Annotated in this window: 23 protein-coding genes; 16 read left to right on the top strand and 7 right to left on the bottom strand. The window is 42.5% G+C overall.

The features are described from left to right. The first annotated feature begins 23 nt into the window (after positions 1-23). The 4 genes from ACTWQL_RS02245 to ACTWQL_RS02230 all read left to right on the top strand — a co-directional run bounded on the left by ACTWQL_RS02245 (position 24) and on the right by ACTWQL_RS02230 (position 2,633). Positions 24-1,322, top strand: coding sequence for an arsenic transporter (locus tag ACTWQL_RS02245; protein WP_443140801.1), 1,299 nt, complete (start codon positions 24-26; stop codon positions 1,320-1,322). A 26-nt stretch (positions 1,323-1,348) separates the two neighbouring features. Beyond that, the gene (arsC, locus tag ACTWQL_RS02240; protein ID WP_443140800.1) at positions 1,349-1,768 is read left to right on the top strand and encodes an arsenate reductase (thioredoxin); all 420 of its coding nucleotides are present in this window, start codon (positions 1,349-1,351) and stop codon (positions 1,766-1,768) included. 43 nt (positions 1,769-1,811) lie between these two features. Continuing rightward, positions 1,812-2,276 (top strand): ArsI/CadI family heavy metal resistance metalloenzyme, encoded by a 465-nt coding sequence (locus tag ACTWQL_RS02235; RefSeq protein WP_443141446.1) that lies wholly within the window; start codon positions 1,812-1,814, stop codon positions 2,274-2,276. A gap of 75 nt (positions 2,277-2,351) precedes the next feature. Further along, positions 2,352-2,633, top strand: coding sequence for a HesB/IscA family protein (locus ACTWQL_RS02230; RefSeq protein ID WP_443140799.1), 282 nt, complete (start codon positions 2,352-2,354; stop codon positions 2,631-2,633). A 335-nt stretch (positions 2,634-2,968) separates the two neighbouring features. Here ACTWQL_RS02230 and ACTWQL_RS02225 read toward each other — a convergent pair whose 3' ends face one another. Both ACTWQL_RS02225 and ACTWQL_RS02220 read right to left on the bottom strand, forming a co-directional pair. Continuing rightward, positions 2,969-3,835, bottom strand: coding sequence for a permease (locus ACTWQL_RS02225; RefSeq protein WP_443140798.1), 867 nt, complete (start codon positions 3,833-3,835; stop codon positions 2,969-2,971). A gap of 75 nt (positions 3,836-3,910) precedes the next feature. Then, a complete protein-coding gene (locus tag ACTWQL_RS02220) occupies positions 3,911-4,231 on the bottom strand; it encodes an ArsR/SmtB family transcription factor (protein ID WP_443140797.1) in 321 nt (106 codons plus the stop codon). A 165-nt stretch (positions 4,232-4,396) separates the two neighbouring features. On the opposite strand from ACTWQL_RS02220, the gene ACTWQL_RS02215 reads away from it, so the two are divergent. From ACTWQL_RS02215 to ACTWQL_RS02180, 8 genes are all read left to right on the top strand, one after another. After that, complete coding sequence (locus tag ACTWQL_RS02215; protein ID WP_443140796.1) at positions 4,397-4,591, top strand: hypothetical protein; 195 nt, start codon at positions 4,397-4,399, stop codon at positions 4,589-4,591. Between the two features lie 47 nt (positions 4,592-4,638). Further along, the gene (locus ACTWQL_RS02210; protein ID WP_443140795.1) at positions 4,639-4,806 is read left to right on the top strand and encodes a hypothetical protein; all 168 of its coding nucleotides are present in this window, start codon (positions 4,639-4,641) and stop codon (positions 4,804-4,806) included. 430 nt (positions 4,807-5,236) lie between these two features. Next, positions 5,237-9,526 (top strand): alpha-amylase family glycosyl hydrolase, encoded by a 4,290-nt coding sequence (locus tag ACTWQL_RS02205; protein WP_443140794.1) that lies wholly within the window; start codon positions 5,237-5,239, stop codon positions 9,524-9,526. A 212-nt stretch (positions 9,527-9,738) separates the two neighbouring features. Beyond that, complete coding sequence (locus tag ACTWQL_RS02200) at positions 9,739-10,359, top strand: DedA family protein (protein ID WP_443140793.1); 621 nt, start codon at positions 9,739-9,741, stop codon at positions 10,357-10,359. A gap of 235 nt (positions 10,360-10,594) precedes the next feature. Then, positions 10,595-11,404, top strand: coding sequence for an ABC transporter permease subunit (locus ACTWQL_RS02195; RefSeq protein WP_443140792.1), 810 nt, complete (start codon positions 10,595-10,597; stop codon positions 11,402-11,404). Further along, the gene (locus ACTWQL_RS02190; RefSeq protein WP_443140791.1) at positions 11,401-12,339 is read left to right on the top strand and encodes a hypothetical protein; all 939 of its coding nucleotides are present in this window, start codon (positions 11,401-11,403) and stop codon (positions 12,337-12,339) included. Before ACTWQL_RS02195 ends, ACTWQL_RS02190 begins: the two co-directional genes overlap by 4 nt. After that, on the top strand, positions 12,336-13,289 hold the full coding sequence (locus ACTWQL_RS02185; RefSeq protein ID WP_443140790.1) for an ABC transporter ATP-binding protein: 954 nt from the start codon (positions 12,336-12,338) through the stop codon (positions 13,287-13,289). The genes ACTWQL_RS02190 and ACTWQL_RS02185 overlap by 4 nt, the downstream gene beginning before the upstream one ends. Before the next feature lie 108 nt (positions 13,290-13,397). Then, a complete protein-coding gene (locus tag ACTWQL_RS02180; RefSeq protein WP_443140789.1) occupies positions 13,398-14,309 on the top strand; it encodes an ABC transporter ATP-binding protein in 912 nt (303 codons plus the stop codon). 513 nt (positions 14,310-14,822) lie between these two features. On the opposite strand, the gene ACTWQL_RS02175 is transcribed toward ACTWQL_RS02180, so the two are convergent. The 4 genes from ACTWQL_RS02175 to ACTWQL_RS02160 form a co-directional block, all read right to left on the bottom strand. After that, the gene (locus ACTWQL_RS02175; protein WP_443140788.1) at positions 14,823-15,890 is read right to left on the bottom strand and encodes an undecaprenyldiphospho-muramoylpentapeptide beta-N-acetylglucosaminyltransferase; all 1,068 of its coding nucleotides are present in this window, start codon (positions 15,888-15,890) and stop codon (positions 14,823-14,825) included. Positions 15,891-16,261: 371 nt separating this feature from the next. After that, positions 16,262-16,495, bottom strand: coding sequence for a hypothetical protein (locus ACTWQL_RS02170; protein WP_443140787.1), 234 nt, complete (start codon positions 16,493-16,495; stop codon positions 16,262-16,264). 45 nt (positions 16,496-16,540) lie between these two features. After that, on the bottom strand, positions 16,541-16,690 hold the full coding sequence (locus tag ACTWQL_RS02165) for a hypothetical protein (RefSeq protein ID WP_443140786.1): 150 nt from the start codon (positions 16,688-16,690) through the stop codon (positions 16,541-16,543). Positions 16,691-16,705: 15 nt separating this feature from the next. Further along, the gene (locus ACTWQL_RS02160) at positions 16,706-17,440 is read right to left on the bottom strand and encodes a Bax inhibitor-1/YccA family protein (protein WP_443140785.1); all 735 of its coding nucleotides are present in this window, start codon (positions 17,438-17,440) and stop codon (positions 16,706-16,708) included. 201 nt (positions 17,441-17,641) lie between these two features. Here ACTWQL_RS02160 and ACTWQL_RS02155 point away from each other — a divergent pair, with 201 nt between their 5' ends. From ACTWQL_RS02155 to ACTWQL_RS02145, 3 genes are read left to right on the top strand one after another with little or no spacing between them, the layout of a single operon-like run. Continuing rightward, positions 17,642-18,331, top strand: coding sequence for a PspA/IM30 family protein (locus ACTWQL_RS02155; RefSeq protein ID WP_443140784.1), 690 nt, complete (start codon positions 17,642-17,644; stop codon positions 18,329-18,331). A gap of 9 nt (positions 18,332-18,340) precedes the next feature. Beyond that, positions 18,341-18,883, top strand: a complete 543-nt coding sequence (locus ACTWQL_RS02150) for an NfeD family protein (protein WP_443140783.1) — start codon at positions 18,341-18,343, stop codon at positions 18,881-18,883. Between the two features lie 24 nt (positions 18,884-18,907). Further along, positions 18,908-20,482 carry an SPFH domain-containing protein gene (locus ACTWQL_RS02145; RefSeq protein ID WP_443140782.1) on the top strand — a complete coding sequence of 525 codons (1,575 nt, stop codon included), beginning with the start codon at positions 18,908-18,910 and terminating at the stop codon, positions 20,480-20,482. 53 nt (positions 20,483-20,535) lie between these two features. Here ACTWQL_RS02145 and ACTWQL_RS02140 read toward each other — a convergent pair whose 3' ends face one another. Beyond that, positions 20,536-20,991 carry a DUF3052 domain-containing protein gene (locus ACTWQL_RS02140; RefSeq protein WP_443140781.1) on the bottom strand — a complete coding sequence of 152 codons (456 nt, stop codon included), beginning with the start codon at positions 20,989-20,991 and terminating at the stop codon, positions 20,536-20,538. 135 nt (positions 20,992-21,126) lie between these two features. Between ACTWQL_RS02140 and ACTWQL_RS02135 the strand changes: the two genes are divergently transcribed. Then, positions 21,127-22,497: an aldehyde dehydrogenase gene (locus ACTWQL_RS02135; RefSeq protein ID WP_443140780.1), complete on the top strand. Its 1,371-nt coding sequence runs from the start codon at positions 21,127-21,129 to the stop codon at positions 22,495-22,497. Positions 22,498-22,732: the final 235 nt, after the last annotated feature.

Here is a 22,732-nt window from a genome sequence, read left to right as displayed (position 1 = left end):
TTAGGATAACTGGAGGTTTTGAATTGTTATCAGTCATCTTAGCATTATTCATTTTTATTGTCACATTAGTTCTCGTCATCTGGCAGCCGAAAGGATTAGGAATCGGCTGGTCGGCATGTGGAGGTGCGATTTTAGCTTTACTTGTCGGTGTTGTCGATTTTGGCGATGTCATCGCGGTTACCGATATTGTTTGGAATGCGACACTTGCCTTCATCGCGATCATCATCATTTCCTTAATCCTCGATGAAATTGGCTTCTTCGAATGGTCTGCTTTGCACATGGCAAGGATTGCTGGAGGAAACGGCTTGAAAATGTTCGTGTATGTCACAATTCTCGGCTCGATTGTTGCAGCATTCTTCGCGAATGATGGGGCAGCCTTGATTTTGACACCGATTGTCCTTGCGATGGTTCGAGCTCTTGATTTTAAAGAACGGATGATCCTGCCATTCATCATGGCAAGTGGTTTTATTGCAGATACGACTTCCCTGCCATTAATCGTAAGTAACCTGGTGAATATCGTATCAGCGGATGTATTCGACATCGGTTTCGTCGAATATGCATCACGGATGATCGTCCCGAACTTTTTCGCAATCGGAGCGAGTATTCTTGTTTTGTATCTGTATTTTAGAAAAGACATTCCAGCTGATTATGATTTGAAGCAACTGAAAAAACCGGTCGATGCCATAAAGGATCACAAGATGTTTCGTCTTTCCTGGCTGGTATTGGCTGTACTGTTGGTTGGATACTTTGCGAGTGAATTTTTCGGCATTCCGGTATCGATCATAGCGGGAATCGTTGCCATCTTCTTCTTGATAATGGCACAGAAAAGTCCTGCAGTTGCGACCAAGAAAGTGGTAAAAGGGGCGCCCTGGGCGATCGTCTTTTTCTCAGTCGGTATGTATGTCGTCGTCTATGGTCTTCGGAACGAAGGTTTGACGGATGTGTTGGCATCGGTGATTGAGGCGTCAGCTGATCAAGGCTTGTTCATTGCAACGATATCAATGGGCTTCATTGCAGCGATTCTATCATCGATCATGAACAACATGCCGACCGTCATGATTGATGCACTTGCGATTCAAGATACAGCGACTTCCGGTACGATTCGTGAAGCATTGATTTACGCGAATGTCATTGGATCAGATCTCGGGCCTAAAATTACGCCGATTGGATCTCTAGCGACATTGTTATGGCTTCATGTCCTCTCATTAAAAGGGGTTAAAATCTCTTGGGGCTATTATTTTAAAATTGGTATCATCCTGACAATCCCAACATTGTTCATCACCCTAACCGGACTTTACATCTGGTTGTTGATCATATCTTAAAAATTAACTAAAAGGAGTTATGTGAAATGTCTAAACCAATTATCTATTTTCTATGTACAGGAAACTCTTGCCGTAGTCAGATGGCTGAAGGATTCGGGAAAAAATATCTTGGAGATAAGTATGAAGTTCATTCTGCTGGTATCGAAGCACACGGTCTTAACCCGAACGCGGTAAAAGCGATGAAAGAAGTCGAGATCGATATCACTGATCAAACATCGGACATTATCGATCCAGAAATCTTGAACAAAGCTGATTTTGTCGTTACGCTATGTGGAGATGCAAATGATAAGTGCCCAATGACTCCTCCCCACGTAAAACGTGACCACTGGGGATTCGATGACCCTGCAAAAGCTGAGGGGACTGAAGAAGAAAAGTGGGCATTCTTCCAACGTGTCCGTGATGAAATCAGTGAACGTATCCAGACGTTCGCGAAAGAAGGAAAATAATTATAAACGGTTTGGAATAAATGATAAAGGAGAGGTTTGCATGATCAATCGAATGCATGTCGCTGTAAACTGCAGTGATCTAGAAAAGTCTCTTGAATTCTATAAAAGCTTTTTTGGTGCTGAGCCTACGAAAGTGAAGGATAATTATGCGAAGTTCGAGCTTGAAGAACCTGCATTGCATTTTTCGTTGAATATCCGTGATTACAACAAGGAAGGTGTATTGAACCACTTAGGTTTTCAGGTGAACAATACAGAAGATGTATTGAAAATGGGTGAACGTCTTCGCGAATCCGGATTGCTTTTAATTGATGAAATGGATACGACATGTTGCTATGCTGTTCAGGATAAGGTTTGGGTTTACGATCCAGACGGGAATGCCTGGGAGATCTTTTACACGAAAGAAGATTCTGAGTTCGAATCCGCAGGGGATGCGCGTGATCTTTCCTTATGCTGTGCACCACCACAACCGCAGCCGATCAATATTGAATTGACATCACCTAAAAAGTAAGGTGTAACAGTTGAGTATGGTAAGCGAATACTCTAAACTAAGGTGAGAAATGCTTTAATTGGAAGGAAGAGATTGATGCAAATTACAGATACCGCAAAACAAGCGATCGAGGGCATCCTCCATCAGCATGATGCAAAAGGGATCCGCATCTATTTTGCAGGCATGGGCTGAGGCGGTCCCAAATTGGGAATGGCTCTGGATGAGCCTCAAGAGAATGATAAAGTTGAGGAATTGAATGGCATCCGTGTCTCGATTGATGAGCGGATTGTCTCAATGACTGAAGATATCACAGTAGATTTTCAGCAAACAACTCAAGGAGCAGGTTTGGTATTCCTTGGTCAAGATGAATGCTGTTAATGAAGATGAAAAAGGACCGATTTCCATTGTGTGGAGATCGGTCTTTTCTATTTTATAGGCAATTTCAAATTTGGGTGCTGTATTGGTAGTACTAAAGTAGTGTATTTCTCAAGGTTAAGCAAGAATTGCTCAAGCTAAGGCTGAAATTGCTCAAGATGAAAGCAGAATTGCTCAAGCTAAGGCTGTATTGCTCAAGCTTAGGGTACAATTGCTCAATTTATAGACAAAGTTGCTTGATCCAGAGGCAAAGTTACTCAATTCAGAGACAAATTGCTCCACCTGCACCCGGTTTTGCTCAATCCACCAACAAACCGCTCAACTAGTCCCTACCCTCATCAAATAAGATAAAACACAAATCCTGAAATCGTTGACATTGTAATGACGGAGAGTACGAAAGTGATGACAAGTTCTTTCTTGAAGATCGATTTAAGTAAAATCACTTCCGGAAGACTTGCGCCTGCAGAGCTGATCAGCATCGCCATGACTGGTCCCAGCGCCATTCCCTTCGCAATCAGGATCTGTGAAATTGGAATCATACTCGATAAGCGGATGTAGAGCGGAACCCCGACGATAGCTGCTATTGGGATGAGCCACCAGGCGTCTTTTCCAAAAGCATCTGAAATCCACTCGGTAGGAACGGTCCCATGAATGACTGCCCCAATCCCCGCACCAATAAGTAAATACGGATACACACTTTTCATCAAATCCCATGTTTCTTTAAATGCCAACTTAAAATTGAATTTCTGGTTTTTCTCATTATATCCTGACATAACAACGTTTTTGATTGCTCTTTCGAAACCGAGTGCCCCGAGGGTGAATCCGATCACCACAGAGAATACAGACGTTAATACTGTGTAGATGATTGTAACCTTCCACCCGAGAATCACACCCATGATCGTTAAAATTGTTGGATCAAGGACAGGTGAGGCGAATAGGAAAATCATGACGATGTTGAAGGGAAGTTTCTGTTTCAGCATATTGACAACAACAGGAATGGTTGAGCATGAGCAAAATGGTGTAATGAAAGCGAAGAACAAAGCGAAAAAAGCGGCTAGAAGTTTGTTTTTACCTACTAGCTTCTTTTCGATTTTTTCATAAGGGATATAGCCTTGGAGAAGGCTGATGACAAAAGAGATGACGACGAATAGAACGGTCAATTCTAACGCAATCCATAAAAAGCTTTTCAATGTTTCCATCCACATGGGGATCATCCTTTTCATTTTTATTTTTTATAGATCAAAAAATCTTGATTAATAAGGTGAAAAGAAAACCTTCTGTTAACAAGAAGGTCTGAATAAGCAGCAAAGTTCAGCAGAAAGCAAGTGGTTCACTTCATCTTGATTCAATTTATAGTAACTCCATGTACCGCGCGTTTCTCTTGTGATGATCCCGGCATCCAGCAAAATTTTTAGATGATAGGAGAGTTTCGATTGTGGCATCTCCATCATTTCAACAAGATCGCAGACACAGATTTCACCTTTTTGGGTAAGAAGGTACATCAACTGGAGCCTTTTCTTGTCAGCAATCGCTTTGAATTTGCCTTCATATCTTTCAAATGTGCGAGGAAGGGATTCATCTACGAGTTCGATTTGTTTCATATTCAATCACCTCGATCAAAAAAGTTTGATTAATCACAGTATATTATGGAGAAAGTAGAAATGCAATCATTAAATCAAAAAAAATTGATTTTATGGTTGCAAAATAGAAACCACGAGAATATAATCTAATTAATCAATAAAATTTGATTTAGGGAGGACTTAAAAATGTTCGATTTCTATTCAATCGAAACAGAAGTGAAGTATCGAAAGGAACAACTGAACAAAAGCTTGCCAAGGGTTGAAACATCCGAGAAAAAAACAGCGTGGTTCAAGTTGAAAGAACTGTATTCCAGATTCATTTCTCCAAAAACAACTTTGGAGTCTCGCTCAGAATGTAATTATGAATGTGCTTGTTGCTAATTTTTTGGCTTTAATATCAATAAAAATTGATTAAGGAGATGAATAGCATGATTCAATTTATCAAAAAGGTATCTGGTAGTGGAAAAGAGAAAGAAAACGACTGCTGTGGAGTTGAAATCAAGGAAGTATCAGTTGAGGAAAACGACTCTTGCTGTGGAAGTTCGGAAGAGGAAACATATTGCGGATCAGAGAAAGAAGCAGATACTTGTTGCTAATTAATGACGAAAAGGGTGCCTGGTGGGCATCCTTTTTTCTTTGGCTCTTTTGTAAAGATTGTGGTTTTTAATATACTCGCATTCCACAGGCGATCCGAAAGCCTCCTCGTTCGTTCCTCACTGCGGGGTCTCACCTGACTCGTTGTTCCCCGTAGGAGTCTCGTATATTCCCCGTTTCACTAAGACTTAGCCAGCGCCTAAGGATTGGCTTTACCAGGTATTCTTTATTTATGTAATTTGTCCCATATAAAGTATTTTCAACATTCTGTATAATAGAATGAAAACGGTTGCGCAAGTTGATAGCAACCATTCTTTTTACGAAATTGTGAAAACGTTTGCACAACTATTCGAAAAATCAATTGAAAGGGGTACGATTGTGAGAATAAGACGTTCAAAGACTTTTTTGTGGTGTATGGTGTTTCTTTTGACCATGCAGATCTTTTCAGGGTTACAGCCTTCTAACGCTGATGCCGAAGAACGGACAGTGCGGTTAGTAGGTAGCTTTGGGGAAGAGGGGGATGATACATATTGGAACCCAGCATCTGACGAGTTGAAGATGACGGATGCGGAAAACGGGAAGTATTATTTGAAAAAGACGTTATCTCCAGGCACCTATGAATATAAAGTTGCCATCAACGGAAGCTGGGATGAAAATTACGGAGCTGATGGCGAAGCTGGCGGTCAAAACATGTCTTTTACACTAGAAGATGAAAAAGAAGTTCTTTTTGTCTACAATGACGAGACGCATGTGACGACCATCATGACCGAGGGTCGATTACCACGTCTGGCAGGAACAATCCAATCAGCTATCGACGCTGGAAGTGACTGGTCACCTGAAACTTCGACTGCGATTTTAGAGGATGAAAACCACGATAATAGCTACGAATACACAGCTAATGTTCCAGCAGGAAGCTACGAGTTCAAAGTCGTGCTCGGAAATGAATGGGGAGAAGACTACCCCGGCGAAAACTTCAAATTGAATGTGACACATGATCAAGAGGTGACCTTCTTTTATAACCACGAAACGAAGGAAGTGACGACGAGCAACCAAACTTCCGGTCCGGATGGCATCATAAAAGCTGACAAGCTCTATCACGATACGTGGGATGAGCTGTACCGAAAGCCATTCGGAGCGATTGAAACCGGAAAAGAAGTGAAACTGCGATTTGAAGCTGAAAAAGGCGACTTGACAGAAGCCAACCTTCTTTTAAAAAATCAGACAGCTGGAAATTCAAAGCTGATCAAGATGGTGAAGATCGGCTGGACAGAAGTCGAGGGAAAAGGGGAGCGAGAATACTGGGAAGCGACGTTCACTCCTGAGGAAAAAGGCGTCTACGGGTATAAATTCATTGCTATAGATGGAAAAACCTCAAAAGAATACGGTGAAGATACAACTCAGGGACATACGGGCCGTGCTGGTGATAACGTACTCGATTTCTTCCAACTGACCGTCTATGAACCTGGGTATAAAACACCTGACTGGATGAAGGAAGCGGTTGTCTATCAGATTTTTCCTGACCGCTTTTATAACGGTAATTCAGAAAACGACGATGCAAAAGAACATGCACGTGGCGATGAGCCGATCGAGCATCAGGAATGGGAAGAGCTTCCTGATAATCCGAGGCTTGAAAATAATTCAGACTATGAGGGAGACGGGATCTGGAGTAACGATTTCTTTGGAGGAGACATCAAAGGAATTCATGAAAAGCTTGATTACATCCAGTCACTCGGTGTAAATACGATCTACCTCAATCCGGTTGCGCATGCGGCTTCGAACCATAAATATGATGCGACGGATTTTAAAGCGGTCGATCCGATGTTCGGTTCACCGAAGGAGTTCAAGAAGTTCACGCATGAATTGAAGAAACGGGATATGCACCTCATTCTAGATGGCGTGTTCAACCATGTGGGAGATGACTCGATTTATTTTGACCGTTATGGAAAATATGAGACGGTCGGCGCTTATGAGTATTGGGCACGAATCTATGATTATATGAATAACGATGGTTTGACGAAGGAAGAGGCAAAGACCAAAGCTGAGGAAGAATTTCTTGCTGAAGGACAGGGGTTCAGTGAGTATGGGTTCCATAATTGGTTCAATATCGAGAATAATAAAGTGGAAGAAGGGACCCCGAATGAACGCTATGACTACCAGGCCTGGTGGGGATTTGATAGTCTGCCAGAAATTGCATCAGTCCCTGGAGATGCCGTACCTTATGATTCTGAACTGAATAATGAACAGTTTGCGGATTATATCATGTACGATAAAGACTCCGTTTCAAAATCCTGGTTGAAGCGAGGCGGGTCCGGTTGGCGTTTGGATGTTGCCAATGAAGTAGATCCAGAGTTTTGGAGAGAGTTCCGTACCGAGATTAAAGATACGAAAACAAAAACAAAGGATGATCCGTTGATTCTCGGTGAAATCTGGGATGATGCGTCCAAGTACTTCCTTGGTGATCTCTACGATTCAGTGATGAACTACAGATTCCGTGGTGCGATGCTTGATTACTTACGGAACGGGAATGCTGGGGATGCAGCCGGACAGCTAAACGCTATCCAGGAAGACTACCCTAGAGAGGCATTTTACAACTTGATGAACTTAATGGGTTCACACGACACAGCTCGAGCAGTCTTTTTGCTCGGAAATGGATCTGAGAATGCTGAACGGGCGGAATTTGATGCAAATTATGACCATGAGCTGGGTGTTAAGCGTTTGAAGCTGGCGGCAATTTTCCAGTTCGGATACCCTGGTGCGCCGACGGTTTATTACGGTGATGAAGCAGGACTGACTGGCTCCAAGGATCCGGATGACAGGCGGACATACCCATGGGGTGGAGAGAATGAGGAGCTGATCAAGCATTATCAGAAACTCGGTGAAATCCGCGAGCAGCATCAGGACCTTTTTGCGCATGGTGATCTGCAGAACCTTCACACCGAAGGAGATGTATTTGTCTATGGTCGAAGTCTTGATGAAAAGGCTGGGCTTGTGGCGATCAACCGCGGAAATGAAGAGAAGACAGTCGAAGTGGATGTGAAAAACTTCGCTCTTAATGGGGTTGATTTTAAAGATCAGCTTTCGGAAAAGAATGTAGTAAAAGTTGAAAATGGAAAAGTGACATTGACGATTCCGGCGATGAGCGGTCAAATGCTTGTCTCTAAAAATGCGAAGGTTAAACCACCTGCGTCAGTCAATGATATGAAAGCTGAGGAGGGTGTAAGAGAGGCCATCCTTTCCTGGTCTGGAAAAGCAGGACAATACAATGTGTATATGACGAATATTGAAGGGGCTCTTTATCAGAAGGTTGAAACCACAACAGATACTTCGGTTAAAATCGACGGACTTGATAACGGGAGGAAGTACTATTTTGCGGTAACTGCTGTCGATCAACAAGGGAATGAATCGGTTAAAACTACGACTGAAGAGGTGATTCCACATATTCCATTAACTGAAGGTTCTTATACAATCAATGGGGTAACGGAGCTTGAATCTTCTGTGCTTAATTTAGCTGAACCGAAGAGGGTTGAATCGAACATTTCAGTAGGTGATTTTTCAGCTGATGATCTCGTTGAAGGACTGCAAGCTCAATTGCAAGTACGCTCTCCTGGTTCTGAAGAGTGGGAAATGATTGAGGCTCGTTATGCTGGGCAAGATGATGGGGCGAATACCTTTTCAGCAGAGTTTTTACCATTAGAAGTCGGTGACTATCAATACCGCTATGCCTTTACGACGGACCTTGGACGAAATTGGGTTTATTCTGAGGAACAATCGGTAACCATCACGAAATCAGAAGATGAAACGTCGCCGGTTGATTCGGTCAATTTGGAGCAACCGACACAGGAATCTGGTCAGGTCAATTTGAACTGGAGTTTAGCAAATCCTGATGATCCTTACATGATCGCGATTTTACGGGATGGTGCTGTGATTGATAAAATTTGGGATCCGGAAGCGGTCAGTTATCAAGATCTGAGTGTCGAAAATGGCAAGGAGTATTCCTATGTCGTTCGCGTCTATGATCAGCACGGGAATTTCAAGGAATCCAACGCTGTGGCGGTCACACCAGATATCGTCATGGTAGAAGTGACGTTCAAAGTGAACGCACCGGATTATACACCGCTTGATACGAAAATTACGATGCCAAACAGCTTGAATGGCTGGAATACAAGCGCGTGGGAAATGAGCCGTAATGGCGCGGTGACCCCCGATTGGGAATATACAGTTGACATGCAAGTCGGTGAAGTATTGACGTATAAATACGCGAAGGGCAATTCCTGGGACCAAGAAGGACTTGCTGACCATACCCCAGATGACTCGACAGACGATGATATCAGTTATTATGGCTATGGTGCACCAGGTACAGACATGAAAGTCATAGTCGAAAACCAGGGCAATAACAAAATGGTGGTGGAAGATACGATTCTGCGATGGATCGACCAGCCGCTTGTCATCACCTCACATGCAGATGGACAAATAGTAACGGATAATCGTGTCGTATTAAGCGGAAATGCGATTAAGGAAGGTATGCTCACCATCAATGGTGAACAGGTAACAGTTAATGAGGATATGAGTTGGAACCACGAAGTCGATCTTTCTGAAGGAGAGAATGTACTTGACATCCACATCGAACCGACAGAAGAGAATAAATCAGAAATCTTCAACAACGACGCCGGCGCAATCGACAAAAACACCAAAGACATCACCTTCACACTGATGAAAGAATAATTAATGGTGCCAGGTACACTTTGAGAACCCTTACGCAGCAACGGTTCTTTTTGGGTGCCTGGCACCGTTTTGAATTCGTTGGGGGAGTAAGCTTCTTTTTCGGTGCCAGGCACCACCTCCGCACCACCGCACTCTCTGTTTTGAAATTTTACGGTAGGGGAAGTATGATAAGAAAGTAAATGATGTTGAAGTTCGTTTTAAAGGAGCATGTAATGGAGAGTTGGTATACAGAGTTCATTGAGCAATATGGGTATTTTGGCATCTTCCTTATAATGGCTTTGGAAAATCTTTTTCCCCCGATTCCTTCTGAGGTGGTGCTGCCGTTCAGTGGGTTCGTCACGACTACCACAGATCTGCACATCATCGGTGTCATCTTGGCTTCGACAGCCGGCTCGGTATTTGGTGCGATCGTCCTGTATGGCGTTGGATTGCTATTGGATGTTGAAAACTTAGAAAAAATGATTGATCGCTGGGGACACATTCTCCGAGTGAAAAAGAAAGATGTAAGACGTGCAGATGACTGGTTCGATCGCCATGGAAAATGGACGGTTTTCTTTGGAAGGATGATGCCATTTTTACGAAGTGTCATATCCATCCCTGCGGGTATGTCGAACATGCCATTTCTCTTCTTCATCGTTCTCACCACACTTGGAACGATCATCTGGAATATCCTCCTTGTAAGCATTGGGGCTGCACTTGGTGAAAATTGGACAGGTATCATCCAATATGTGAAGCTCTATTCGAAAACAATCTACATCGTACTTGGCATTGTGGCGATCCTGTTTATTGCCTGGTACGTGCAACATAAAAGGAAAAAGAAGAATTCTCAGTAATTGGCGGCCGTTTTGGTCGTCTTTTTAACATTTAAAGAAAGAATAAATACTTACTTCAATATAAGGGCAACTAAGGCTCAGCTTGCGCTAAAGCTTATCTGTGCCAAGGTTTCTTTATTTCTTCGGATGGAATTTGTTTACATAAATCGATATCATTGGTACGATTATTTCAAAATATTCGCAAATTTACTAGAGTTATGAGAGAAACCCAATCAAATAGAAGGGGGATAAAAAGGTGTCACTGGGTGTTTATTTCAAACGATTGAAATCTATTATAATCGGTATCATTTTCATCGGTTTTTTACCGAGTCTTCTTTATGGATTCGACCAGACGATCAATCTGCAATCCTACACATTTAATGGAAAAACATATGATCTCTTTCCGGGTATTTTTGATAAGTACGCTTATTCGATGACGATTTTCTTCGGCGCGTTGATACTCGGTTTGATTTTTGCCATTTTGTTTACATTTTGCACCACTTTGTTGCCGCGTTTTCTAAAGAGGATGGTCTACGGGCTACTAACCCTATTCGAATCCATTCCTGATTTGTTCATTGTACTATCCTTGCAATTGTTGATCGTTTATATCTACCAAAAAACAGGTTGGCTCATCAGTAATGTGACGGTGGTGTATGATGATAAAATTTATCTGCTCCCGATTTTGGTCCTATCTGTCCTGCCTACCATCCAGTTGTTCAAAATCACGTTCCTTTTGCTTGAAGAAGAGAAGAATAAAGCCTACGTCAACGTGTCAAAATCAATGGGTCTTGGTGATTATTACATATTGTTCCGCCATGTGTTCAGAAACGTTTTATTCAATCTGTTCCTCTATTTCAAAACGATTTTCGTCTTCATGCTATCGAACCTATTTATCATGGAATACGTGTTCAACATCCACGGATTGATGAGAATCATGCTTAGTCCAAATATCTTTGTATTTATAATAAGCACGATCATGATCACAATTCCTTTCTTATTCTTATTCGAAGCAGCTCAAGCGATGATTGATCGAGCCACGGGTGATAAAGGGGATGCATACGTATGAGCAGGGTCTTATGGAAACAACCACAGTTTTGGATTGGCGCATTCATCGTATTGTCATTGCTAGTGTTGAGTCTTGGATATCCGTTATTTGCTGACCCTCCAGAGGAAGTCAAATATCTCTATAAAGATGGAAAGCTGGTTGATGTTGCTCCTTTTTCGCCCTCACAGGTCCCTCCGTTCGGAACGGATCGATTCGGCAGGAACTTGCTGAGCCTGGTAATCAGTGGTGCTAAGTATACCTTGCTGATCACGATTTCGATTGCTTTAATACGGGTTATCGCTGCTGGTGTGCTGGCGATTTTTTATCATCAATACAATGAAAAACTACGTCCTATGTTTGAAGATATCATCGAATCGACCCTTTTTGTACCAGCTTCAATTTTAGGGTATTTGCTGATGGCTCCATTAGCGGTAAAACAAGCGCAGGAAGGGACCAGTTTCTTTGAAATCGTATTGATCCAGAGCATCATATTGATCTTGATCGGAGTCCCGCCTCTCATATCGGTTTTTTCAAAGGATATGGCAATGATCACAAGGAAGGAATACATTGTCAGTACTTTATCTCTTGGGGCAAAGCATCGATATGTATATGTCAAGCACGTACTGCCAGAGATGACCAGCCGCTTCTTATTAGTGACAGCCCAACAAATCATCCAGGTAATGATCTTACTTGCTCATCTTGGTGTTTTATTGATTTTCCTTGGAGGGGTCAAAACGATCCTGGATGGGGATTTATTAAGCACACACGAGGTATTCGTCTCGCTGTCTGGAGAATGGTCCGGTCTTATCGGCAACAATTTTCAAGAAATCGTACATAGCCCGCATGTGGTCCTTATACCTTTAGCTTTCTTTTCATTGACGATTTTTTCGATGAACCTGATCATCAATGGCATGCAGAATGCTATGAAACACGGAGAGAGAGGGAGGGGAATATGAATTTGCTCGAAGTTCAAAATCTAAGTGTCGCTTTTGGCTCTGAAGAAGATGAATTCGTCGCAATCGATGATGTCAGCTTTTCAATCGCTAAAGGTGAAACGGTTGCGCTGATCGGAGAATCTGGATCTGGAAAAAGTGTGACCTCCCTCTCTATCCTCGGGCTTTTACCTGCTAACGGAGGTATTCGTAATGGACGTATTTTCTATAATGACAAGGACTTATTAGCACTTCCGGATAAAGAATTACAAAAAATACGGGGGAAGGAGATCTCGATGATTTTCCAGGATGCTTCTGTATCATTGAATCCGTCCATGAAAGTCGGAAAACAAATTACAGAAGGCCTCGTTTATCATCGGCTGATGAATCGTAAAGAACTTAGACGGGAGGCGCTGCGTCTATTGACGGAAGTAGGGTTCAACAACCCGACAGAAGTGTTTGATCAATACCCTGGTCAGCTTTCTGGCGGGATGAAACAACGTGCTCTCATTGCCATGGCGATTTCATGCAAACCACAGCTGATCATTGCCGATGAACCCACTACTGCATTAGATGTAACCATTCAAAAACAAATTCTTGACTTGATGAACGAATATAAGAAAACGACTGCTACATCTCTCCTCCTGATCACTCATGATTTCGGGCTAGTGGCAGAATATGCGGATCGAGTATTGGTGATGTTCGGGGGTAAAATCGTCGAATCCGCTGATGTGTTCACGCTTTTCAAAAATCCCATCCATCCCTATACGAAAGGGTTGATGGAGAGTATCCCGAAAATAGAAGAGCCTAAGGAGCATTTGCAGACGATAAGGGATGCCGTCAGTTTGCAACATGGCTTTGGAGGACGAAAATTTGCCCCGGAAACGTTTTCGGCAGATGAAAAGGTTTATCATTCATCTTCAACCTTGATCGAAGTTGAACCTGGTCATCATGTTAGGTTTTTTGACATTTAAAGAAAGTATAAAATACTTTCTTCAATATAAGCGCAACTAAAGCTCAGCCTGCGTCAAAGGCTTGGCTTTACCAAGTTTTCTTTATGAAAAAGGTGAGGTGTTGAAGGCATGAAACCATTAGTTGAAGTCCAAAACCTTTCTACTTCGTTTCAAGATGGCAGAAGCATCAAAAAGGCAATCGGAGGGGTTACCTTCAACGTATACGAAGGAGAAACCTTAGGAATCGTAGGTGAATCCGGATCTGGAAAAACGACGCTTGGACGAACGATCATACGGCTACTGGCACCTGATTATGGCTCTATCAAGTTTGCTGGAGTCGATTTGACCAGATTAGACGGTAAAAAATTGAGGGAGATGAGGAAGGATTTCCAGATGATCTTTCAAAATCCCTATGAATCTCTTAGTCCCCGGTTGAAAGTAGGGGAAATCATCGAAGAACCACTCGTCATACAGAAGGTGTTTTCACAAGAGGAAAGAACGCAGAGAGCTTTTCAGATGCTAGAAAATGTAGGACTTCCCAAAAGTTCCTATCAAAAAACAATCCATGAGTTCTCAGGAGGTCAAAGACAACGGATAGCAATCGCCCGTGCACTGATCTTGAATCCTAAACTGATCATTGCTGATGAACCGGTATCAGCACTAGACGTATCTGTGCAGGCACAAATATTGAACCTATTAAAGGATCTGCAGAAAGAATTCAATCTGACCTCCATTTTCATTTCACATGATTTAAGCGTTGTACATCATATGAGCGATCGGGTTGGTATACTGAATGGTGGTCATATGTTGGAGATTGCCGGTAAAGAGGAAATTTACAGGAATCCTGTCCATCCCTATACGAAGTCTCTACTCGCATCTATTCCAAGAAATGATCCGACTCAACGGGATGTGATCCAGGAGAAAATCATTGTTCCTCCTGCGTCACCGCATCCCCCGCATCTGATCAATATCGGCAATGAGCATTATGTTGCTTCAAATGTCATTGAAATCAAGAATTTTGAAGTCAGCACTATAAACTAGATGAGAATATCGATCAAAAAAAGGACTGACACACCAAAATATTGGTGAGACAGTCCTTCTTTCGTTTGTTTCTATCATCTTTTAGTTGGACTCTGTTCGTTTGTATTGTCGATTACTATCCTTTCCGCAGGTAAACTAAACGAAAAACGGAAACGACCCGTTTAAGTTCTTTAAATAAGCATCTACCTTCTACGTCGTTTCTTCCATTCTTTTTTTGCCATTGGAATGAGATGCCTTCTTGCCATGTTATACCCTTTTTTCAGGATAAAAGCTTTGATCAGCTTTTTGATCGCCATTTGTATTCATTCTCCTTCCATTGATTAGTAGACATAGTCTTGTTGGTAGATAAAGAGGAAGTATTAATACACATTCCTCTTATGATAAAAATAAAAACACTGTCCCAAAAAAGCATCAGAAACCTCCAAAACAACAGTTTGTATCAAAAACACTTTTTCTCTCAAAATGTTGTTAAGTACGAGAGACTCAGACACTTCTGGGACAGTATAGTTCATTTTAATATTTACTGTATTTTTCCAGCAAACCGTACAGCTTTTCGAGTGGATTGCTTTGCTCGCTCCGCTGCATGCTTCTTTTATATTGTTCACGTTCGTTGTATGTTTTCTCTATTAATTGATGAAGCGATTCATCAGTGACGTCTTCTTCTTGAATCACTTCAGCAAAGCCTTGCTTTTTAAAAGACTCCGCATTTTGTATTTGATCACCGCGGCTCTGGCTGAGAGGAAGCGGTACTAGAATCATCGGAATCTGCAGATCGAGAAATTCATAGATTGAGTTTGAACCTGCTCGGGTGACGACGAGATCCGTCATTGCGAGAATATCAGGCAACTCATCTTTTATATACTCAAACTGCTTATATCCATGAACATTGATCGTCTCATCGACTTTCCCTTTTCCGCAAAGGTGGACGATTTGATACTTTTCAGTCAATGTCGGTACAAGATTTCTTACAGCCTCATTAAGCCTCTTAGCTCCCTGACTTCCTCCCATTACGAGGATGACGGGCTTGGATTCAGTGAAATCACAAAAATGAAGCCCTTTTCGTTTTAGACCTGTACGCAATTCTTCACGAACAATCGACCCGAGTAAAATTCCTTTGTCTTCAGGGAGGTGTTTGAGTGTTTCCGGGAAGGTCACACATACCTTTGAAGCGAATGGCATTGAGATTTTATTCGCAAGTCCGGGACTCATATCAGACTCGTGAGAAATGACTGGCGTTTTCGTAAGCCGGGAGGCAAGGATTACAGGCACTGAAACGAAGCCCCCTTTAGAGAAAACGATACTCGGCTTCACCTTCCGGATGATCCTATACGCCTGACCGATACCTTTGATTACCCTGAACGGATCTTTAAAGTTATTGATATCGAAATATCTCCGCAGTTTTCCTGTAGAAATCGGATAATACGTAACATCAGGGAGATGTTTAATCAACTCACGTTCAATTCCATTGTGTGATCCAATATAATGGATTTCCCAATTATTACGTTTCAAGTGAGGGATCAAGGCAAGATTGACAGCGACGTGGCCAGTCGAACCGCCCCCCGTTAACAAAATACGCTTCATTTACATCATCCTTTTATTAAACTGCACTTTGCGTAAACTGCTTCAGTGCCAGGCACCAAAATGGAGTTTTACTCTCCCAAGGAGTTTCAAAGTGTGCCAGGCACCGATCAGGAATTCAATGGTACCAGGGCTTCTCTATCGGTGCCTGGCACCGATGAATAAAGCACTGCCTTTATTATATATGGATTGTGATGGTGTTTCATCCCACATATGTACATCAGTTTTGACAGGCTGTTGTTTTATTCGTTTGGGCAACAGCATAAATAGGGGTTGACCTGCTAAAAGACGGTCAACCCTTATGCGTACAACTGTCGCTTAGCCTTCATCAATGGCAGGTTCTAGCCCGATGTTACAGCTAAATCCAAACCATTTCAGCTTTGCGGGTTTTTGATATGTGCCAGGCCACCTAGATCACTGTAGACCTCGAGATCGCTCAATTCGCACCATATCTTACTGATCAGATTCCCTTCAAAAGCGAAAATCAATACACCAGTTTCTTTTACGGGTTCGTCACGAGCAGGTAACTCAAGCCAGCCCCCAGCATAGGTGCTTGTTCCAGTGTACCGGATGACGACTTTCTCATCTCCAATGATGATATCGTGCAACTCCCATTCACTGTTTGTGAACGTCGACCGGTACCAGTCCAGAAATTAGATGAACTCCGGTTTTCCGACTGAATGGCGCCCGGCAGTATTCACTGTCACATCATCCACTGCAATCTCATCCAACCGAGCCAAATCTCCTCTCCCAAAAACATCATGAAACCACGCTTTTGCATGCTCAACTCTCAAATCTCCCATTCCATGACCCCCATATCAATTTCTTCTGATTTTCGATAGCAGCCTCAACATTTCAATATACAACCAGACAAGTGTGACCAATAGCCCAAATCCAGCATACCACTCCATATATTTCGGTACCTGTTGTCTGGCACCTGCCTCAATGAAATCAAAATCCAATACCAGGTTCAGGGCAGCTACTCCAACAATTACTAATGAAATGATAATACCAATCATGCCTGTTTCATGAAGAAATGGAACATTCATTCCGAAAAACCTTAGAATGATATCAATCAAGTAAACAAAGAAAATTCCCATAGTCGCAGATATGACTCCTATTCTGAAATTCTTCGTAACTTTTATGATACCTGTCTTATATAAAAGCAGCATTGCTAATAACGTACTGATCGTAAGGAGAGCAGCCTGCAAAGTGATACCCCTGAATTGGGATTCATAGATTGCAGATAAGGCACCGATCGCCAGCCCTTCTAACAAAGCATAAGCAGGAGCGGTGAATGGGGAAATCCTCGGAACAAAAGCAGTGATCAATGCCATCACAAGTCCGCCTAACACACCGATCCATAATAAGTGTTGTACCATGTTGCCTGAAAAATACTCATTCCAGGAATAGAAGGCACTGCCCATCAACACGACAAGCAAAATGAAAGTCTTGTTTACTGCGCCCCCGATGGTCATCGCATTACCCGATGACGCACTTCCTCGAAATCTACTGAACGTTTTATCATTCAAACTCGGATTCGAACTGCGCATATCATCACCTCATTTAGGAATACAACTCATTGATACAAATTTTATCATACTCAACGAAATGGAACGTCATCCACAACCTGTAATCGAATACACAAAAACATTTTTTAACAAATATATGAAACTTTTTACAAAAGTAACCGTAATAAAGAGTGAGTATAATTGAGCGTTTCTGATCAAAATCAAGCAAATGGGGGGATTTAGATGTTTGAGCTTTTTAAACGGGTGAAGACAGTCGTCAATTCGGAATTGAACAGCCTGATCGACAAAGCAGAAGACCCTATCAAAATGGTCGAGCAGTATTTACGTGAGATGGCTTCTGACATCCAGGAAGCAGAGAAGGCGACTGCAAAGATCATGGCAGAAGAAAAACTGCTGAAGATGAAATGGGAAGAAGCCCAATCGATGGTCAAGAAACGTGAAGAGCAGGCAATCCATGCACTTCAAGAAGACAATGAAGATTTAGCGAAAAGAGCGCTCGAAGATAAATCGCGTCTTCAGAAAGAAGCGGAACAATTGGAGCACCTCTACATCGAGGCTTCCAAAACTGCAGCAGATCTCAAAGAAAAGCTGACTGAAATGAAATCAGAATTTCGTGATATGGAAATGAAGAAGGCTACATTGAAATCCCGCGCCCAGTCTGCTAAAGCACGCACAAACATCAACCGTTCTGTGGCGATGCATAATAGCGAAGGTTCAAAACACGGCTTCAAACGAATGGAAGAGAAAGTTCTCAGGTTTGAGGCTGAAGCAGAAACAAGTGAGGACCTTAACGTATCAAGCCGAACGTTGGACACCGAATTGAAGGAAGTAGAGATGAACAGCAGTGTGGACTATGAACTGCGTTTATTGAAAGAACGAATTGCAAACCAATTAAATGGAACAAGCGAATAGGGGAATCATATGGAGTTATTTGGATATCCGATAGAGACGCTCTATCTCTATGGACTCATCATCGGAGGATGTTTAACGCTCATTTATATAGTAATGAGCGATGTTTTGGAAGGGGTTTTCGAGGTCTTGTCTGAGACGTTCTTCAACCCGACATTGATTCTTTCTTTCCTTACCATTTTCAGTGCATCCGGATACTTGCTTGAAATCATGACTGGAATGAACAGCTGGATCATCCTGGTCGTTTCTGCACTTTTAGCATTCCTATTCGTTACTTTGTTGAACGTATTCGTGTTGATTCCACTCTCTTCCGCGGAAGAATCAAATACGTATGCGATAGAAGACTTACAAGGCCGGATAGGCAAAGTCATCATTTCCATTCCTGCTGATGGTTATGGTGAGGTATTGATCAGCGGGAACAGCGGAAATATCGCTAAGTCGGCGGTCAGTCTGGAAAACGAACCAATCGAGGCTGGCTCTGATATTTTGATCATCGACACCAAAGATGGGGTTCTGCACGTTACCCGATACGAACAAGAAACCTTCAACGTGTAACAATTCATATTTAAGGAGGATCATATGGGTCTAAGTCCACTTTTCATTGTCATTGGAATCGTAGCATTTTTATTGATTGCTTTAATCGGGGTATTCGTTTCGAAATACCGTACAGCGGGTCCTGATGAAGCATTGATTGTCACAGGTAGTTACCTCGGATCGAAGAATGTCAATATCGATGAAGCCGGTAACAGGATCAAAATCGTACGGGGCGGAGGTACATTTGTGCTCCCGGTGTTCCAACAAGCTGAATCGTTGAGTCTATTGTCGAGTAAAATTGATGTACAGACACCGGAAGTTTACACAGAGCAGGGTGTCCCTGTCATGGCTGACGGTACAGCGATCATCAAAATCGGCGGATCAATCGGCGAAATCGCTACGGCCGCTGAACAATTCTTAGGTAAAACCAAAAGTGACCGTGAGAATGAAGCACGCGAGGTCCTTGAAGGACATCTCCGTTCGATTCTCGGATCGATGACGGTCGAAGAGATTTACAAGAACCGTGAAAAATTCTCACAGGAAGTACAGCGTGTTGCATCTCAAGACCTTGCGAAAATGGGTCTGAACATCGTCTCGTTCACGATAAAAGATGTCCGTGATAAAAATGGATACTTAGAGTCACTCGGTAAGCCGCGGATCGCTCAAGTGAAACGGGATGCGGATATCGCCACCGCTGAAGCAGAAAAAGAAACACGGATCAAACGTGCGGAAGCAGATAAAGATGCGAAGAAATCCGAGCTGGAACGCGCTACTGAGGTAGCTGAAGCAGAAAAAATCAATCAGTTGAAAATTGCAGAATACCGCGAAGAGCAGGATCGGGCAAAGGCGCGTGCAGACCAGTCCTATCATCTTGAAGAGGCTCGTTCGATGCAAGAGGTAACAGAGCATCAGATGCAGATCAAGATCATCGAGCGTCAAAAGCAGATTGAACTCGAGGAAAAAGAAATTCTTCGTCGTGAGAAGCAATATGATTCTGAGGTCAAGAAGAAAGCGGATGCTGACCGTTATGCTGTCGAGCAGTCAGCAGAAGCGGATAAGCGGAAGCAGATCGCTTCAGCCGATGCTGAACAATATCGCATCGAGTCCATGGCGAGAGCAGAAGCGGAAAAAATCCGTATCGACGGTATCGCGAAGGCCGACGCAGAAAGAGCTCAAGGTGAATCGTCAGCTGAAGTCATCCGTCTGAAGGGACTTGCAGAAGCGGAAGCGAAACAGAAAATTGCAGAAGCTTTTGAACAATATGGTCAAGCAGCGATGCTTGATATGATCATCAACATGCTTCCTTCCTATGCAAAAGAAGTTGCAAGTCCATTGGGTAATATTGATAAAATTACAGTCGTCGACACTGGCAGCGGTGAAGGTGGAGGAGCGAACAAGGTAACGGGCTATGCCACAAACTTGATGTCAACGCTACAGGAATCATTGAAGGCTTCTTCTGGCTTAGACGTCAAGGAATTGATCGAAAACTTCTCTGGAAAAGGGAATGTCCGATCAAGCGTTGATGAATTGACAAGAGAAATCACCCGTAAAAGAGACGGTCTCCCTACAAACGATAACAAAGCAAAACAAGAAAATGAATATGTGAAAAGTGAGAAATAACAATAAGGGGATGGTCCGTATGGATCATCCCCCAAATTATGGGGTAAGGAGTATCAAATTTTCCGATTCTTTCCCTGCTCAGTCATCGCGAGCTTTTTATTCCGTGTCAACGTTTTAATATAGTCCACGTGTCGGAAACGTAGTGCGGACCAATCCTCATTGAGCGCAACCTGCCTGACACCTTCGAAACCGGCATCACCTAACGGCTGCCAACCTGTATCTCTCGTCAAGTCGGATGTGTACTTTTTAGACGATTTCTTCGGATAGGCGAACCAGACAACGGCATCCTCTTCCAGTTGGGGCAGGAGTTCTTTTACAAATGGACCTACATCTGTCTTTTCATACGTGAACACAAGAACAAAGTGAATTTTGCTTCCAGCTTTCAAATCTTCCATGATCGTAACTTCATCTGCTATTTCCTTCATGGTTTCTTCAAACTCTGCAGGTGCTTTGATCACCCATATCTCCGGCTGGTTTTTATAATTCATTTTTTTCAATAAGGGATGCATGACGGACCTCCTCAATACATATATGTAATGTCTTTAGTCTACCTAAAATTTTGAAAAAAACAAACGTATCGTATACATTTTAGATACGATACATTTTGTTTATGTATTGGAACTCGTAAACGGAGGCTGCTAACCATGCCAACAATTCAAGAAATCCTTCAGCTGCAACGTACCTATTTTTTCTCAGGAGAAACGAAGTCTGTCGATTTCCGCATCCAACAGCTTGAGAAATTAAGAAATGCGATCAACAAATACGAGACTGATATCTTAGGTGCATTAAAAAAAGACCTCAACAAATCTGAATTTGAAGCCTATTCATCAGAGATAGGGATGTTACTCAAAGAAATCAGTTTCACTCTTAAGCACCTGAAAAAATGGACAAAGCCGATACGGGTGAAAACGGCAGTCACACACTTCGGCTCAAAAAGTTATATTCAATCAGAGCCTTATGGAGTATGTTTAATCATCGCTCCTTGGAATTATCCTTTTCAGCTGCAAATTTCACCGTTAGTCGGAGCAATTGCGGCAGGCAATTGCGCGATCCTCAAACCTTCAGAGCTGACGCCGACTGTCTCTAAAGTCATCTCGAAACTGATAGGAGAAATATATGAAGAGCGTTATGTTGCAGTTGTAGAGGGTGGGGTGGAAGTAAGCCAGGTGCTGCTCGAACAAGATTTCGATAAAATTTTCTTTACTGGAAGCGTGAATGTCGGAAAAATCGTCATGGAAGCAGCCTCTAAAAAATTGATTCCTGTGACGTTGGAACTGGGTGGAAAAAGTCCCGCTATTGTCGATGAAAGTGCAAATCTTGAACTTGCAGCCAAAAGGATTGTATGGGGGAAATTCACAAATGCAGGTCAAACCTGTATTGCACCAGATTATTTATATATTCACCAACGAGTGAGGGTTGAATTGATAATGAAGATAAAAAAGTACATCGATGAATTCTATGGTGCAAACCCGCTTGAAAATCCTGAAATAACGCATATCGTGAATATGAATCATTTCCAAAGGCTCAGCAGATATCTTGAGGACGGACGGATCATCACAGGTGGTAAGAAAGATGAGGGTTCTTTGTCGATCGAACCGACGTTGATCGATCAAGTAGGGTGGTCTGATCCGGTTATGCAAGAAGAAATATTCGGTCCTATCTTACCGGTTATGGAATATGATTCGATTGATCAAGTCATCCATGACGTCCGTAAATATCCGAAACCCTTAGCGCTTTATTTGTTTTCAGAATCAGTTGAACAGCAAAGGCATGTCATGGATAGCTTAACTTTTGGAGGGGGTTGTATCAACGACACGTTGGTTCATGTCGCATCACCTTATTTACCATTCGGCGGTGTTGGGGAAAGTGGAACTGGCAGTTATCATGGTAAAGCAAGTTTTGATGCTTTTTCTCATCAAAAAAGTATTGTCAAACAGACGAACCGATTTGACATTAACTTTCGGTACCCATCGCACAAATATGGGCTTAAAATCATGAAAAAGGTGTTGAAATAAATCAAAAAACGTTCGCAATTCTCATGTGATGGACCTAACGTTAAAGGATCGACTCAAATTGTTCCATCCGAACATTTGAGTTTTTTATTTAAAGAAAGTATGGAATACTTTCTTCAGTATAAGTGAACAAGCTGGCGGCTTCGGAAGCAATACACCGCACGAAGGAAAAGTAATTGCTTTTTCGAGGAACTAATGGCTCAGCCTACGCCTAGGCTTGTCTTTTCCAAGTTTTCTT

Source organism: Pseudalkalibacillus sp. R45 (assembly GCF_052246725.1).
Classification (GTDB): Bacteria; Bacillota; Bacilli; order Bacillales; family Fictibacillaceae; genus Pseudalkalibacillus.
The sequence above is the reverse complement of the archived record's forward strand: the minus strand, read 5'-3'. Positions and strand labels throughout refer to the sequence as shown.

Excerpts from the sequence above, each read along its gene's own strand:
- arsC (WP_443140800.1), top strand. The coding sequence starts at position 1,349 with ATGTCTAAACCAATTATCTATTTTCTATGTACAGGAAACTCTTGCCGT.
- ACTWQL_RS02225 (WP_443140798.1), bottom strand. The coding sequence starts at position 3,835 with ATGTGGATGGAAACATTGAAAAGCTTTTTATGGATTGCGTTAGAATTG.
- ACTWQL_RS02220 (WP_443140797.1), bottom strand. The coding sequence starts at position 4,231 with ATGAAACAAATCGAACTCGTAGATGAATCCCTTCCTCGCACATTTGAA.
- ACTWQL_RS02215 (WP_443140796.1), top strand. The coding sequence starts at position 4,397 with ATGTTCGATTTCTATTCAATCGAAACAGAAGTGAAGTATCGAAAGGAA.
- ACTWQL_RS02210 (WP_443140795.1), top strand. The coding sequence starts at position 4,639 with ATGATTCAATTTATCAAAAAGGTATCTGGTAGTGGAAAAGAGAAAGAA.
- ACTWQL_RS02205 (WP_443140794.1), top strand. The coding sequence starts at position 5,237 with ATGCAGATCTTTTCAGGGTTACAGCCTTCTAACGCTGATGCCGAAGAA.
- ACTWQL_RS02200 (WP_443140793.1), top strand. The coding sequence starts at position 9,739 with ATGGAGAGTTGGTATACAGAGTTCATTGAGCAATATGGGTATTTTGGC.
- ACTWQL_RS02190 (WP_443140791.1), top strand. The coding sequence starts at position 11,401 with ATGAGCAGGGTCTTATGGAAACAACCACAGTTTTGGATTGGCGCATTC.
- ACTWQL_RS02185 (WP_443140790.1), top strand. The coding sequence starts at position 12,336 with ATGAATTTGCTCGAAGTTCAAAATCTAAGTGTCGCTTTTGGCTCTGAA.
- ACTWQL_RS02180 (WP_443140789.1), top strand. The coding sequence starts at position 13,398 with ATGAAACCATTAGTTGAAGTCCAAAACCTTTCTACTTCGTTTCAAGAT.
- ACTWQL_RS02175 (WP_443140788.1), bottom strand. The coding sequence starts at position 15,890 with ATGAAGCGTATTTTGTTAACGGGGGGCGGTTCGACTGGCCACGTCGCT.
- ACTWQL_RS02165 (WP_443140786.1), bottom strand. The coding sequence starts at position 16,690 with ATGGGAGATTTGAGAGTTGAGCATGCAAAAGCGTGGTTTCATGATGTT.
- ACTWQL_RS02160 (WP_443140785.1), bottom strand. The coding sequence starts at position 17,440 with ATGCGCAGTTCGAATCCGAGTTTGAATGATAAAACGTTCAGTAGATTT.
- ACTWQL_RS02155 (WP_443140784.1), top strand. The coding sequence starts at position 17,642 with ATGTTTGAGCTTTTTAAACGGGTGAAGACAGTCGTCAATTCGGAATTG.
- ACTWQL_RS02150 (WP_443140783.1), top strand. The coding sequence starts at position 18,341 with ATGGAGTTATTTGGATATCCGATAGAGACGCTCTATCTCTATGGACTC.
- ACTWQL_RS02145 (WP_443140782.1), top strand. The coding sequence starts at position 18,908 with ATGGGTCTAAGTCCACTTTTCATTGTCATTGGAATCGTAGCATTTTTA.
- ACTWQL_RS02140 (WP_443140781.1), bottom strand. The coding sequence starts at position 20,991 with ATGCATCCCTTATTGAAAAAAATGAATTATAAAAACCAGCCGGAGATA.
- ACTWQL_RS02135 (WP_443140780.1), top strand. The coding sequence starts at position 21,127 with ATGCCAACAATTCAAGAAATCCTTCAGCTGCAACGTACCTATTTTTTC.